We start from the raw sequence: 14,295 nt of genomic DNA on the forward strand, positions 1-14,295 counted from the left end.
TCAGCCCAGCAGCAGCGCGTTGACGCGGCGCACGTAGGCGGCCGGATCCTCGAGCACGCCGCCCTCGGCCAGCAGCGCCTGGTCGAACAGCACCTGGGCCAGGTCGCCGAAGCGGGCGTCCTCGCCCTCGATCGCGCCCAGCTTCTTCACCAGCGCATGATCGGGGTTGACCTCCAGGGTCGGCAGCGACACTGGCGCGGTCTGGCCGGCCTGCTTCAGCATGCGGGCCAGGTGGCCGCTGATGTCGCCCTCCTCGACGACCACGCAGGCCGGCGAGTCGACCAGCCGCGTCGTCACGCGCACGTCCTTGGCGCGGCCTTCCAGCGCGGTCTTGAGCCGCTCCAGCATCGGCTTGAACTGCTCGGCGGCCTCCTCGGCCTTTTTCTTCTCGTCCTCGTCCTGGAGCTTGCCCAGGTCGACCGCGCCCTTGGCCACGGACTGCAGCGGCTTGCCCTCGAACTCGTACAGATGCGACAGCATCCACTCGTCCACGCGCTCGGTCAGCAGCAGCACCTCGATGCCCTTCTTGCGGAAGATCTCGAGCTGCGGGCTGTTTCTGGCGGCGCTCAGGCTGTCGGCAGTGATGTAGTAGATGGCCTCCTGGCCCTCCTTCATCCGCGACACGTAGTCGGCGAAGCTCACGCCGGTGTCGGCATGGGTCGACGCGAAGCGCAGCAGCTTCAGCAGGCGCTCCTGGTTGGCGTGGTCCTCGCCGACGCCTTCCTTCAGCACCTGGCCGAAGTCGGTCCAGAAGCGGGCGTACTTGTCGCGCTCGGCGGCGTCCTCGCTGTTGGCCAGCGATTCGAGCATCGACAGCACGCGCTTGGTCGAGCCTTCGCGGATCGCCTTCACGTCGCGGCTTTCCTGCAGCAGTTCGCGGCTGACGTTCAGCGGCAGGTCGGCCGAGTCGATCACGCCCTTGACGAAGCGCAGGTAGACCGGCATCAGCGCCTCGGCGTCATCCATGATGAACACGCGCTTGACGTACAGCTTCACGCCGCCGCGCTTGTCGCGGTTCCACAGGTCGAAGGGCGCCTTGGCCGGGATGTACAGCAGCTGCGTGTATTCGCTGCGGCCCTCGACGCGGTTGTGCGTGAAGGCCAGCGGTGGCTCGGTGTCGTAGCTGATCTGCTGATAGAAGGCGTCGTACTCGGCCTGCGTGATGTCGCTCTTGCTGCGCGTCCACAGCGCCGAGGCCTTGTTCACCGGCTCCCACTCGTCCTTGAGGACCTGCTCGGCCTTGTCGGCGTCCCACTCTTCCTTGCGCATCAGGATGGGCAGCGAGATGTGGTCGGAATACTTCGCGATCGTCGACTTCAGGCGCCAGGTCTTGAGGAATTCATCCTCGCCCTCGCGCAGATGCAGGATCACATCGGTGCCTCGGCCGGGCTTGGTGATGGTCTCGACCTCGAAGTCACCGGTGCCTTCCGAGCTCCAGCGCACGCCCTGCTCCGCCGGCAGGCCGGCGCGGCGCGACTCGACGGTGATGCGGTCGGCGACGATGAAGCCGGAATAGAAGCCCACGCCGAACTGGCCGATCAGGTTGGCGTCCTTCTTCTGGTCGCCTTCGAGCTTGGCCATGAACTCGCGTGTGCCGCTCTTGGCGATGGTGCCCAGGTGGGCGATGGCCTCTTCCGCGGACAGGCCGATGCCGTTGTCGCTGATGGTGACGGTGCGGGCCTGGGCGTCGAAGGAGACGCGCACCTGGAGATCGGGCTGGTCCTCGAACAGCTGGGGATGGTCCAGCGCCTCGAAGCGCAGCTTGTCGCAGGCGTCGGAGGCGTTGCTGACCAGCTCGCGCAGGAAGATTTCCTTGTTCGAGTAGAGCGAGTGCGTCACGAGGTGCAGGATCTGCTTGACCTCGGCCTGGAAGGAATGGGTTTGCTTGTCCATCGTTCGTGAGAAGGATGTGGAGAGAGAGGCCGCCGGGGCCAGGCCCGGCGGGGGCTGGATTATCGCGGCGGCATATGGGACTGCCGGTCCCGGTTTCAAGGGCCGGCCCCTACACTTCGCGCCCTATGCCGATGATCTACTGGTTCGATTTGCTGGGCGTGGCGGTGTTCGCCGTCAGCGGGGCGCTGGCCGCGATGCAGGCGGGGCTGGACCTGTTCGGCCTGATGGTGATCGCGGCGATGACGGCGGTGGGCGGCGGCACGCTGCGCGACCTGCTGCTGAACCGCCATCCGGTGTTCTGGATGAAGGACACGCGCTACCTGTTGGTGATCATGGCCAGCGCGCTGGCGGCGCTGCTGGTCGGGCCATTCCCGGAGCACGCGATCGCGGTGCTGAAGGTGGCCGACGCGCTGGGGCTGGCGCTGTTCGCGCTGTGCGGCACCGAGATCGCCGAGGAGCACGGCCTGCGGCCGCTGCCCGCGACGCTGATGGGCACGCTGACCGCCTGCGGCGGCGGCGTGCTGCGCGACGTGCTCAGCGGCCAGGCGCCGCTGCTGCTGCGCAAGGACATCTACGCCACCGCCGCGATCGGCGGCATCGCGCTGTACTTCCTGCTCAAGGGGCTGGGCGTGCCGATGCGCTGGGCCTTCGTGCTGGGCATGATCGGCGTGGCCGCGCTGCGCCTGGCGGCGCTGAGCTTCGGCTGGCAACTGCCCGCGCTGCAGATGCTGCGGGTGCACTGAGCCGCGCGGCGGCTGAAGGGGCGGCTACAGGAAGCGCTCGAGCAGCCGGCGCGAGTGCCGGTCCAGCCCGAAGCGGTCCGGCACCAGGAAGTGCAGCCCATGGCTGCTGTGGATCAGCAGCCGGCCCTCGCCGAGGCGACGGATGTCCTCCTCGCTCTTGAGGATGAAGCGGGTCGGGCCGCGGTCGGTCTCGACCGTCCATTGGGACGGCGTCGAGAAGGTCGACACCGCCAGCAGCTTCAGCACCGTCGGCGTCATCTCGCGATGGGCGAGTTCCTCGTCCAGGAGCGCGCGCTGAGCCTCGGGCAGGTCGGCCAGGCGGTCGATCCAGGCGATCTCGTGGCCATCGGTGCCGATCAGGGAGATGCCCTCGTCCGGCGCCGACAGCGGATGCGCGCGCACCGCGCTGACGTTCTCGTGGGTCAGGCCTTGCGCGTCGACCAGCGCCAGCCGGCCGAAGGCGTCGCGCGCGAGGGAATGGATGTTGCTCATGTCGGAACCTCGGCGCGATCAGGCCTGCGTGGCCGTGTGGACGTTGACGTTGGGGGCGACCACCACGACGCTGTCCTGCTCCTCCGCGTCGACGCGGCGGGCCTGCGCCTCCCACAGCCGCCAGTAGGCGCCCTGCTTGGCGATCAGCTCGTCATGCGGACCGACCTCGACGACCTCGCCCCGGTCCATGACCACCAGCCGGTCGGCCTTGCGCAGCGTCGACAGGCGGTGCGCGATCGCGATCGTCGTGCGGCCCCGCACCAGGTTGTCCAGCGCCTTCTGGATCTCCTTCTCGGTCTCGGTGTCCACCGCCGAGGTGGCCTCGTCCATGATCAGGATGCGAGGATCGATCAGCAGCGCGCGGGCGATCGAGATGCGCTGGCGCTCGCCGCCGGACAGCCCCTGGCCGCGCTCGCCCACCAGCGAGTCGTAGCCCTGCGGCAGCCGCAGGATGAATTCATGCGCGTGCGCGGCGCGCGCCGCGGCGACGATCTCCTCGCGCGTGGCCTCGGGCTTGCCGTAGGCGATGTTCTCCGCGATGGTGCCGAAGAACAGGAAGGGCTCCTGCAGCACCAGGCCGATGTGGCGGCGGTAGTCCGAGAGCTTGAAGCGGCGCAGGTCGACGCCGTCGAGCTTGATCGCGCCTTCCGTGACGTCGTAGAAGCGGCAGATCAGGTTGACCATCGTGCTCTTGCCCGAGCCGCTGTGGCCGACCAGGCCGATCATCTCGCCCGGCTTGATCTCGAGATTCAGATCGCGGATCACCGTCCGGTTGCCGTAGCGGAAGCCGATGTCCTGCAGCGACAGCCCGCCCTGGACCTTGTCCAGCGTCACCGGCTGCGCCGGCTCGGGCACGTTGGAGTGGTGGTCCAGGATGTCGAAGATGCGCTTGGCGCCGGAGGCGGCCTTCTGCGTCACCGACACGATCCGGCTCATCGAGTCCAGCCGCCCGTAGAAGCGGCCGATGTAGGCCAGGAACGCGGTCAACGTGCCGACCGTGATCTGGGAATGCGCGACCAGCCAGATGCCGAAGGCCCACACGACCAGCAGGCCGATCTCGGTCAGCAGCGAGACGCTGGGCGTGAACAGGCTCCAGGTCTTGTTGAGCCGGTCGTTGACGACCAGGTTGTGCTTGTTGGCGGTGCGGAAACGCTCGGCCTCGCGGCGCTCCTGGGCGAAGGCCTTGACCACGCGGATGCCGGGGATGGTGTCGGCCAGCACCGAGGTGACCTCGCCCCAGACGCGGTCGATCTTCTCGAAGCCGGTGCGCAGCCGGTCGCGCACCAGGTGGATCAGCCAGGCGATGAAGGGCAGCGGCACCAGCGTGGCCAGCGCCAGCCAAGCGTTGTTGGAGAACAGGATCACCGTGATCATCAGCAGCATCAGGCAATCGGTGATGAAGTCCAGCGCGTGCAGCGACAGGAAGACGCTGATGCGGTCGGTCTCCGAGCCGATGCGGCTCATCAGGTCGCCGGTGCGCTTGGAGCCGAAGTACTCCAGCGACAGCCCCAGCAGGTGATCGAAGGTGGCGGTGCGCAGGTCCGCGGCGATGCGCTCGGACACCAGCGCCAGGATGTAGGTCTTGGCCCAGCCCAGGACCCAGGACACCAGCGCCGCCCCCAGCAGCCCGCCCAGGTAGAGGGCCACCAGGCCGGGATCGATCTGCTGGCCCTGCTGGAAGGGGATCAGCACCTTGTCCATCAGCGGCATGGTCAGGTAGGGGGAGACCAGCGTCGCGCCGGTCGCGCCCAGCATCAGCAGGAAACCCAGCAGCAGCTGACCCTGGTAGGGCCGCGCGAAGCGCCACAGCCGCAGCAGCACCCAGGTGGACGGCGGCGTGTGCAGCTCGCGGGCGCAGGAGGGGCATTCCTCGCTGTCCTCGGGCAGCACGGCCTGGCAGCTGGGGCAGAGCTCGGGCTCGGCCTCCTGGTCCAGGGCCGGCTCGTCGCGGCGGTTGAAGGCGTCCTGGAAGCGCTGTGCCTGCAGGTTGGCCTGCATCGTGAAGCGCCACAGCGCCAGCCGGCCCGAGTCGTCCACCAGCTCCAGCAGGCCCAGCCCGGCGTGGTCGGAGAGCCGCAGGCGCAGCGCCGGCGACAGCGGCCATTCCTGGAACTGCGCGTCATCCGTGGCCGGGGTATCCGCGTTGCCGGACGGTGTCCAGGCCAGCAGGCGCTGGTCGGTGAGTTGCAGAGCGCCCGCGCGGAAGCGCAATTGCCTGTCGAGGTCAACCTCCAGCGTCGCCCGGACGTTCTCGCCACGCCGATGGCGTGATTCGAAGGCCTCGGCGGCCGACCCGGCCGGAACTGGCGAGACAGGATGTTGATGCTGCATTCGTGATTCTTCTGGCGATGTTTCGCCGGATTTTCTCTTAAGCGCACAATTGTGCTTCGCTTCAAATTCCAGTAGCCGCCCTCTGGCCGGTCCCCCTCCACGCCCCCTCCCCTCATGAGCCGACACGACGACATCAAGCTCCTGCGCATCAACTACCTGCGCGGCCCCAACATGTGGACCTACCGTCCGGTGCTGGAAACCTGGCTGGACCTCGGCGGCCTGGAGGAACATCCCTCCCACCTGATCCCCGGATTCACCGGCCGGCTGTGCGCGCGGCTGCCGGCGCTGGAGGAGCACCACTGCGGCGTCGGCGAGCGCGGCGGCTTCCTGCAGCGCCTGACCGAGGGCACCTGGATGGGTCACGTGCTGGAGCATGTCGTCATCGAGCTGCTCAACCTGGCCGGCATGCCGACCGGCTTCGGCCAGACGCGCTCGACCTCGCAGCACGGCGTGTACCGGATGGTGTTCCGGGCCCGCGACGAGCAGGTCGCCCGCTGCGCGCTCGAGCAGGGCCACGCGTTGCTGATGGCCACGATCAATGGCGACGACTTCGACGTCGATGCCGCCGTCGAGGCGATCCGCGACAAGCTCGACGACTGCTACCTCGGCCCGTCGACCGCCGCCATCGTCGCCGCCGCGACCGACCGCCGCATCCCCCACATCCGGCTGAACGACGGCAACCTGGTCCAGTTGGGCTACGGCGCGCGCCAGCGCCGCATCTGGACCGCCGAGACCGACATGACCAGCGCGATCGCCGAGGGCATCGCGCGCGACAAGGACCTGACCAAGGAGCTGCTCAAGTCGGTCGGCGTGCCGGTGCCGGCGGGCCAGGCGGTCGAGACCGCCGCCCAGGCCTGGGAGGTCGCGCAGGACCTGGGCCTGCCGGTCGTGGTCAAGCCGTCCGACGGCAACCATGGCCGCGGCGTCACGCTGGACCTGCGCCACCAGGCCGACATCGAGGCCGCCTTCGCGCTGGCGGAGAAGGAAGGCTCGGAAGTGCTGGTGGAGAGCTACATCCCCGGCATGGAGCACCGGCTGCTGGTGGTCGGCGGCCAGGTCGTCGCCGCCGCGCGCGGCGAGGAGGCCTGGATCACCGGCGACGGCATTCACACCGTCGTGCAGCTGATCGACCTGCAGATCAACACCGACCCGCGCCGCGGCACGACCGAGGACTTCCCGCTCAACCGCATCGACATCGCCGGCGACGCGGTCGTGCAGCTGGACCTGCAGCGCCAGGGTCTGTCCAGCGACGCCGTGCCCGAGGCCGGCCGCCGCGTGCTGATCCAGCGCAACGGCAACGTCGCGATCGACTGCACCGCGCAGATCCATCCGGAAGTGGCGCATGCCGTGTCGCTGGCGGTGCGCACCGTCGGCCTGGACATCGCCGGCGTGGACCTGGTCACGAGCGACATCGCGCGGCCGCTGTCCGAGACCGGCGGCGCCATCGTCGAAGTCAACGCCGGCCCCGGCCTGCTGATGCACCTGAAGCCGGCCGAGGGCATGCCCCAGCCGGTGGGCCAGGCCATCATCGACCACCTGTTCGCCGAGGACGAGAACGGCCGCATCCCCATCGTGGGCGTGGCGGGCTCGCGCGGCACGGCGCAGATCGCGCGCCTGGTCGGCTGGCTGCTGCACCTGAACGGCCGCCACGTCGGCCTGGCCTGCGGCGACGGCCTGTTCCTGGGCACCCGCCGCGTCGAGCGCAAGCCCAGCGCGACCTGGGCCGCCAGCCACCGCCTGCTGATGAACCGCGCGGTCGACGCCATCGTCGTGGAGAACGGCGCCGGCACCATCCTGGGCGACGGTCTGGCCTATGACCGCTGCCAGGTCGGCCTGGTCACCGACATGGGCCGCGTGCCCGAGCTGGACAAGCACGACATCCAGACCGAGGACCAGCTCTTCAAGGTGTTGCGCACGCAGGTCGACGTGGTGCTGTCCGACGGCGTCGCCGTGCTCAACGCCGACGAGCCGCGGCTGGTCGAGATGGGCCCGTTGTCCGACGGCGAGGTCATCTTCTACGCCGTCGCGGCCGACAACGCCGCGCTGGCCGGGCATCGCGCCAAGGAAGGCCGCGGCGTGTTCCTGCGCGGCGGCGCCGCGATGCTGGCGCAGGGCGGCGCGGAGACCTCGGGCGCGAACGTGGAATCGCTGCAGGCGCGCTTCCGGGCCGCCGGGCAGGAGATCGACACCGACTCCGTGCTGGCGGCCGTGGCCACGGCCTGGGCGATGGGGATCTCGCCGGAGCTGATCTCGGCCGGCCTGGACACCTTCGTGCCGGAGCTGCCGCGCTGAAGGCCACCGCCTGACCCGACCCGTCGACACTCCAAGAACAGACGAACCGAAAGACGACAGATGGAAGTCTCCCGCACCCGCGCCCTCCGCGGCCCCAACATGTGGAGCCGCCACACCGCCATCGAGGCGGTCGTGCACTGCAGCGAGACCGAGCGCGCGCTCGCCGACATGGACGGTTTCGAGACCCGGCTGCGCGAGCGCTTCCCCGGCATCGGCCCGCTGCGGCCGGCCAGCAGCGCCAAGACGCCGATCTCGCTGGCCCATGTGCTGGAGCAGGCCGCGCTGGCGCTGCAGGCGCAGGCCGGCTGCCCGGTGACCTTCAGCCACACGCACACGACCTCCGAGGCCGGCACCTACCAGGTGGTGGTCGAGTACAGCGAGGAGGACGTGGGCCGCGCCGCCTTCGACAAGGCGGTCGAGCTGATCGCCGCCGCGCAGTCGGGCGCCCCCTTCGACGCGGACGGCGCGATCAAGGCGCTGCGCGAGACCGACGAGGACATCCGCCTCGGCCCCTCGACGGGCTCCATCGTCGAGGCCGCCTGCAAGCGCGGCATCCCGTTCCGCCGCCTGACGCAGGGCTCGCTGGTGCAGTTGGGCTGGGGAGTGAAGCAACGCCGCATCTGGGCCGCCGAGGTCGACGCGACCAGCGCGGTGTCCGAATCGATCGCGCAGGACAAGGACCTGTCCAAGCGCCTGCTGCAGTCGGCCGGCGTGCCGGTGCCGGTGGGCGCCCCGGTGTCCTCGGTGGACGAGGCCTGGGAGCTGGCGCAGGAGATCGGCCTGCCGGTCGTGGTCAAGCCGCTGGACGGCAACCAGGGCAAGGGCGTGACCGTCAACGTCGCCACGCGCGAGCATCTGGAGATGGCCTACAAGGCGGCCGACGAGATCGGCACCGTGATGGTCGAGAAGTTCCTGCCCGGCAGCGACTACCGGCTGCTCGTGGTCGGCGACAAGCTGGTGGCCGCGGCGCGCCGCGATCCGCCCAACGTGATCGGCGACGGCGTGCACACCGTGCGCCAGCTGGTCGACAAGGTCAACGAGGACCCGCGCCGCGGCGACGGCCACGCCACCTCGCTGACGAAGATCCGCCTCGATGACATCGCCATCGCGCGCCTGGACCTGCAGGGCCTGACGCCGGAGTCGGTGCCCGACAAGGGCCGCCGCGTGATCCTGCGCAACAACGCCAACCTCTCCACCGGCGGCACCGCCACGGACGTGACCGATGACGTGCATCCCGAGGTCGCGGCGCGCGCGATCGCGGCGGCGACGGTGGTGGGGCTGCATGTCTGCGGCGTCGACGTGGTGGCCGAGAGCGTGCACAAGCCGCTCGAGGAGCAGAGCGGCGGCATCGTCGAGGTCAACGCCGCGCCGGGACTGCGCATGCACCTGAGCCCGTCCTACGGCAAGGGCCGCGATGTCGGCGAGGCCATCATCTCGAGCATCTACGGCCCGGGCAATCGCGGCAGCGCGAACGAGGACGGCCGCATCCCCATCGTGGCGGTGACCGGCACCAACGGCAAGACGACGACCTCGCGCCTGGTGGCCCACATGTTCGCGACCCAGGGGCTGCGCGTGGGCATGACCAACACCGACGGCGTCTACGTCGATGGCCGCCAGACCGACAGCGGCGACTGCTCCGGTCCGAAGAGCGCGCGCAACGTGCTGATGCATCCGGACGTCGAGGCCGCGGTCTTCGAGACCGCGCGCGGCGGCGTGCTGCGCGAGGGCCTGGGCTTCGACCGCTGCCAGGTGGCGGTGGTGACCAACCTGGGCGAGGGCGACCACCTGGGCATGAACTTCCTCAACACCGTCGAGGAGCTGGCGCTGGTCAAGCGCGTGATCGTGCAGAACGTGGCGGACAACGGCTACGCGGTGCTGAACGCGGCCGATCCGGTCGTGGCGCGGATGGCCGATGTCTGCCCGGGGCAGGTGATCTATTTCGCCAGCGACCGCCATCACCCGCTGATGGCGACGCACCGCGCGCAGGGCAAGCGCTGCGTGTACATCGACGGCGACGCGCTGGTCGCGGCGCAGGGCGCATGGCGCGAGTCCATCCCGCTGCGCGACATCCCCTTCACCCGCGGCGGCGCGATCCCGTTCCAGAACGAGAACGCGATGGCGGCGGTGGCCGCCGCCTGGGGCGTGGGCCTGGACTGGGACACGATCCGGCGCGGGCTGGCCAGCTTCATGAGCGACCCGGACAGCGTGCCGGGACGTTTCAACGTGATGGACTACCGCGGCGCGACCGTCATCGCCGACTACGGCCACAACGGCGACGCGATGCGCGCGCTGGTGCAGGCGGTGCAGGCGCTGCCGGCCAACAAGCGCTCGGTGGTGATCTCGGGCGCCGGCGACCGGCGCGACGAGGACATCCGCGTGCAGACGCAGATCCTGGGCGAGGCCTTCGACGAGGCCATCCTGTTCCAGGACGCCTGCCAGCGCGGCCGCGAGGACGGCGAAGTGCTCGCGCTGCTGCAGCAGGGCCTGAAGGGCGCGACGCGGACCAAGCACATCGAGGAGATCCGCGGCGAGTTCGTCGCGATCGACCGCGCGCTGGAACGTCTGCAGCCGGGTGACCTGTGCCTGGTGCTGGTCGACCAGGTCGAGGAAGCGCTGGCCCATCTGAACCAGCGCATCCGGGAAGCCTGATGTCGGCCGGTCGCTGGCGTCACTGGCCGGCGCACTGGTGGAACGGCCTGAGCGTCGCCCTCGGGGTGATGCTGGTGCAGGTGATCGTGTCGCACGCGGCACCGGCCGCGCTGTCGCAGGTCGCCTCGCAGCTGGCGATGGCCTGCGCCATCTGCGCCAGCCTGGCCGATCTGCCGGGCAGCGTCCGGCGCAACCGCAATCGCGTGCTGACGGCCGGAGCGATGACGCTGCTCGCCGTCGGACTGGTGGCGGTGCTGCATCCGTATCGCGCGGCGATGGGGGCGGTGGTGGCGGCGCTGGCGTTCGGCAGCGCGATGCTGCTGAGCTGGGGACCGCGCGCCGGGCCGGTGTCGTTCGCGCCCATCCTGGCGATGGTGTTCGCGCTCGCCTGGCCGCCTCAGCCCTTGGCGATCGTGATGGCCAGCGGGGCGGCGGGCATCGCGCTCTATCTGGTGTGGAGCGTGATCTCGAGCGCGCTGCTGCAAAGGCGCTTCCATCGGCTGGCGCTGGCAGATGCGCTGCATGGACTGGCGCAGCTGCTGAGCGCGCGCGCGGAGCTGCTGGGCAGCGGCGGCGCGGCGCATGCGATGCGCGATTGGCTGGGAAATGAGGCGCAACTGGCGGAGCTGCTGCAGACCGCGCGCGATCAGGTGTTCCCGCGGGCGAAGACGGATCCGAGAAGCGCGGCGGTGCTGCTGCATGTGGTGGAGCTGCGCGATCTGATGCTGGCCAGCCGGCTGGATCTGGAGCTGCTCGGAGAGGATCCGCTGGGGCAGGAGATGCGGGCGCAGTTGGTCGGGCGGCTGAAGGCGCTGGCGGTGCTGCTGGATGAATACCGGGATGCGTTGCTCGATGAGCGCGCGCCGGCGGCGGTGAGCGTGAAGGCGACGCGATGGCCGGATCTGCCGGCGCAGGATCCCAGGGTGCGCTTGCAGCTGGTGCTGCAGGACCGGCTGTCGCATCTGGACACGGAAGTGCTGGCGATGGGGCGCGCGCTGGATATGTCGCAGCCGCTGCCGCCATTGCCGGTGGACGCGGGACCGCTGAGGAACTTCGTGACGCCGGTGGGCTGGCCGATGGGCCTGCTCAAGGCGCAGTGGCATCTGGATTCGCCGGTGATGCGGCATGCGCTGCGCAGCACGCTGGCCTTGTCGGCGGCTTATTTCATTGCGCTGGCGCTGCCGTGGGCGTCGCATCCGCATTGGCTGGTGCTGTCCGTGGCGGTGGTGCTGCGGGGCAGCCTGGATCAGACGCTGGAACGGCGGAACATGCGCGTGCTCGGGACCGCGATCGGGTGCGGCGTGATGCTCGGGCTCGCGCAGATCGAGCACGTCACGCTGTGGATCGTCGTGCTGCAGATCGCGGTCGGCGTGGCGCATGCGTTCGTGACGAGAAGGTATCTCGTGACCGCGATCGCGGCGACCGTGATGGCGCTGCTGCAGTCGCATCTGGCGGATCCGTCCCATGGGATCGCGATCTCGGAACGGCTCGCGGATACGGTGCTGGGCGCGGTGCTGGCGTGGGCGTTCAGCTATGTGCTGCCGAGCTGGGAACGGAGGAATCTGCCCAGGGCGCTGAAGCGGGCCAGGAGCGCGTTGCAGCAGTACGCGGTGCAGGCGATGTCGGCGGAAATGACACCGGCCGGAGCGTTGACGCAGAGGATGGCCAGGCGGCAGGCGTATGACGCGCTGGCGGCCCTGTCGGCCGCGTTGACGCGGAGCGCCGCAGAGCCCAAGCGCGTCAGGCCGCCGTTGCAGGAACTCAATACCGTGCTGGATCACGGGTATCGGTTGATGGCCCATCTGTCGATGATGCGGCAGAGCCTGATGCGGCGCGCCAAGGACCTCGACGCAGCGTTCATGGCGGAAATGCCGGAAGCGGCCAAGCGGCTCCAGCGCGCGCTCGCCGGGGAGGAGCCCGTGCCGCATGCCGTGCAGGCGCTGCAGGATTGGAGCTTGCTGCCGGATGTGGGGCCGTTGGAAGACCTCAAGCCGTGGATGCGCAGACGGATGCAGGTCAGCCTTGATGACGCAGCACGCGCCGGGCAGGCCGCCCATGCAGCCTTTGAAGCCATGGCCACCCCGCCCTCCGGCGTCGACCCCGCCATCTCCAGAATGCAGTAAGCCGCGCTGCAGCAAGCCGCACTTCAACGAGGAGAGGACTCGGTCACGCAAGCGCGACCCCGGTTTGGACCTCCCGGTCCAAACCATTCGAGTCCCCCCGTGATGTCCACCGGACATCACTTCCTGGGCAGCAGAATGAGAAAAGCCGGCTCATGGCCGGCTTTTCAGATTTGGTGCCCAGGAGAGGACTCGAACCTCCACGGAGTTACCCGCTAGTACCTGAAACTAGTGCGTCTACCAATTCCGCCACCTGGGCTTTCAGGATTTGTCTTCGCCTTAACTGGGTTTCAACCTGCGTTTCAACCGCGTCTCAGCGAAGAATTGGACTTTAGCACGATTTGAGAATCTGACAAGCGATTCACCCACCCCAATCCACTTTTCCCATTCGCGCGTGCGGATCCCACAACTTCTGTACTGCCATCGCCCACGCCAGCACCCCCGGCTCCACCCTCGCCCAGTGCGCCCGGTACGCCGCCTGCAGTTGCGGCCCAACCCCATGCTCCGCGCTGATCGACCCGCCCAGCTCCGCCACCAGCGCATAGAGCCCCTCACGCAGGGTCAGCTCTTGCTCGCCCGTCCAGGCGCCCGCCGACGCCGGCCACACCATGTTGAAGTGCATGCCCCCGTCCCCGAGGTGGCCGAAGTCCGCCAGCCGCAGTTGCGGGAAGCGCTGCGCGAGCCACGCCGCCCCGCGCTCGCGGAAGGCCATGAAGTGCCGCCTGGGCAGCGAGAGATCGAGCCCGATCACCTTCCCCTGCGCCCGCAGCCCTTCGCTGATGCGATGGCGCAGGCCCCAGATCGCCTCGTCGGCATCGAGCACCGCATCCCGCACCCGCCCCGATTCGAATTCAGCCTCCAGCCAGCCTTGCAGCAGCCCGCCGAGATCGAGTTGATCGCTCGGCAGCTCGCTGCTGAGTTCGATGAGCATTGCGTAGTCCGGCAGTTGCCCGTCGAACCACCGCGCCACGTCCTGCCCGTGCAGGCCGGCTTCGAGCGCCGCGCGACTGATGCCCTCGAAAGCGGAGACGAGTCCGCCCCAGCGCTGCATCACGTCCGCGTAGAGCGGGAAGACGTGCTCCAGCGCCGCTGGCGCGACCAGCGTGACGGCGCGCTGCCGCGGCAGCGGGGCGAGCTTGATCGTGACCTCGCTGACCAGTCCGAGACTGCCTGAGGAGCCGATGAACAGCTGCCCCAGCGCCAGCGCCGAGTTGTCTTTCTGCAGCCCTTGGCCGAGGCGCAAGACCTGGCCCGCCGGCTCCGCGAGCACGACCTCCAGCGCCAGCGTGTTGGCCCGCACGTCGCCGTAGCGCAGCATCCGCGTGCCGCCGGTGTTGTGCGCGACCATGCCGCCGATCGACGGATCGGCGCTCAGATCGACCGGGAACCACAGGCCATGCGGTGCCAGCCGCTCATTGATCTCGGAGAGCCGGAACCCCGCCGACACACGCAGCGTGCGGTCCAGCAGGTCGAGCTCGAAGACCTCGCGCAGCCGCTCGGTGCTCAGCAGCACCTCGCCCTGCGCGTCGTCAGGCGTGCCCGCGCGCACCAGGCCCGTGTGCGCGCCCTGCAGCACCACGCGCAGCCCGGCCGCCGCGGCCAGCGCGATCACGCGGGCTGCTTCGTCGCGCGAGCCGGGCCGCACCAGCGCCGCCGCCTGACCGGCCGCGTAGCGCGCTGGCTGCAGGAAGCGCGGCTCGATCGCCGCGCCCTCCTGCACAAAGGCCTCGCCGCAGATGGCACGCGCCTCGGCGACGAAACTGGAGCGGCTCACG

The 14,295-nt window shown here is 69.5% G+C and carries 8 protein-coding genes and 1 tRNA gene; 4 read left to right on the forward strand and 5 right to left on the reverse strand.

Annotated elements, in window-relative coordinates; all coding sequences use genetic code 11:
* Positions 1 to 1,893, reverse strand: coding sequence for a molecular chaperone HtpG (gene htpG, locus ABDW61_RS04625; RefSeq protein WP_343636648.1), 1,893 nt, complete (start codon positions 1,891 to 1,893; stop codon positions 1 to 3).
* Between the two features lie 125 nt (positions 1,894 to 2,018).
* Here htpG and ABDW61_RS04630 point away from each other — a divergent pair, with 125 nt between their 5' ends.
* Positions 2,019 to 2,636 (forward strand): trimeric intracellular cation channel family protein, encoded by a 618-nt coding sequence (locus ABDW61_RS04630; RefSeq protein ID WP_343636650.1) that lies wholly within the window; start codon positions 2,019 to 2,021, stop codon positions 2,634 to 2,636.
* A 24-nt stretch (positions 2,637 to 2,660) separates the two neighbouring features.
* On the opposite strand, the gene ABDW61_RS04635 is transcribed toward ABDW61_RS04630, so the two are convergent.
* Together ABDW61_RS04635 and ABDW61_RS04640 are read right to left on the reverse strand one after the other, a co-directional pair.
* The gene (locus ABDW61_RS04635; RefSeq protein WP_343636652.1) at positions 2,661 to 3,128 is read right to left on the reverse strand and encodes a DUF1854 domain-containing protein; all 468 of its coding nucleotides are present in this window, start codon (positions 3,126 to 3,128) and stop codon (positions 2,661 to 2,663) included.
* Positions 3,129 to 3,146: 18 nt separating this feature from the next.
* Positions 3,147 to 5,459, reverse strand: a complete 2,313-nt coding sequence (locus ABDW61_RS04640) for an ABC transporter ATP-binding protein (RefSeq protein WP_343636654.1) — start codon at positions 5,457 to 5,459, stop codon at positions 3,147 to 3,149.
* 114 nt (positions 5,460 to 5,573) lie between these two features.
* Here ABDW61_RS04640 and cphA (ABDW61_RS04645) point away from each other — a divergent pair, with 114 nt between their 5' ends.
* Genes cphA (ABDW61_RS04645) through ABDW61_RS04655 form a run of 3 tightly spaced genes read left to right on the forward strand, consistent with a single transcriptional unit; the run spans position 5,574 to position 12,523 of the window.
* The gene (gene cphA, locus ABDW61_RS04645) at positions 5,574 to 7,751 is read left to right on the forward strand and encodes a cyanophycin synthetase (protein ID WP_343636656.1); all 2,178 of its coding nucleotides are present in this window, start codon (positions 5,574 to 5,576) and stop codon (positions 7,749 to 7,751) included.
* 60 nt (positions 7,752 to 7,811) lie between these two features.
* Positions 7,812 to 10,400, forward strand: coding sequence for a cyanophycin synthetase (gene cphA, locus ABDW61_RS04650; protein ID WP_343636658.1), 2,589 nt, complete (start codon positions 7,812 to 7,814; stop codon positions 10,398 to 10,400).
* Positions 10,400 to 12,523: an FUSC family protein gene (locus ABDW61_RS04655; RefSeq protein ID WP_343636660.1), complete on the forward strand. Its 2,124-nt coding sequence runs from the start codon at positions 10,400 to 10,402 to the stop codon at positions 12,521 to 12,523. Before cphA (ABDW61_RS04650) ends, ABDW61_RS04655 begins: the two co-directional genes overlap by 1 nt.
* A gap of 171 nt (positions 12,524 to 12,694) precedes the next feature.
* On the opposite strand, the gene ABDW61_RS04660 is transcribed toward ABDW61_RS04655, so the two are convergent.
* Both ABDW61_RS04660 and ABDW61_RS04665 read right to left on the reverse strand, forming a co-directional pair.
* Positions 12,695 to 12,779, reverse strand: a tRNA-Leu gene (locus ABDW61_RS04660).
* 102 nt (positions 12,780 to 12,881) lie between these two features.
* Positions 12,882 to 14,294 carry an FAD-binding oxidoreductase gene (locus ABDW61_RS04665; protein ID WP_343636662.1) on the reverse strand — a complete coding sequence of 471 codons (1,413 nt, stop codon included), beginning with the start codon at positions 14,292 to 14,294 and terminating at the stop codon, positions 12,882 to 12,884.
* Between the last annotated feature and the right edge of the window lies 1 nt (position 14,295).

The sequence above is a fragment of the Roseateles sp. genome (assembly GCF_039595595.1).
Taxonomy (GTDB): domain Bacteria; phylum Pseudomonadota; class Gammaproteobacteria; order Burkholderiales; family Burkholderiaceae_C; genus Roseateles.

Excerpts from the sequence above, each read along its gene's own strand:
- ABDW61_RS04635 (WP_343636652.1), bottom strand. The coding sequence starts at position 3,128 with ATGAGCAACATCCATTCCCTCGCGCGCGACGCCTTCGGCCGGCTGGCG.
- cphA (WP_343636656.1), top strand. The coding sequence starts at position 5,574 with ATGAGCCGACACGACGACATCAAGCTCCTGCGCATCAACTACCTGCGC.
- ABDW61_RS04630 (WP_343636650.1), top strand. The coding sequence starts at position 2,019 with ATGCCGATGATCTACTGGTTCGATTTGCTGGGCGTGGCGGTGTTCGCC.
- ABDW61_RS04655 (WP_343636660.1), top strand. The coding sequence starts at position 10,400 with ATGTCGGCCGGTCGCTGGCGTCACTGGCCGGCGCACTGGTGGAACGGC.
- htpG (WP_343636648.1), bottom strand. The coding sequence starts at position 1,893 with ATGGACAAGCAAACCCATTCCTTCCAGGCCGAGGTCAAGCAGATCCTG.
- cphA (WP_343636658.1), top strand. The coding sequence starts at position 7,812 with ATGGAAGTCTCCCGCACCCGCGCCCTCCGCGGCCCCAACATGTGGAGC.
- ABDW61_RS04640 (WP_343636654.1), bottom strand. The coding sequence starts at position 5,459 with ATGCAGCATCAACATCCTGTCTCGCCAGTTCCGGCCGGGTCGGCCGCC.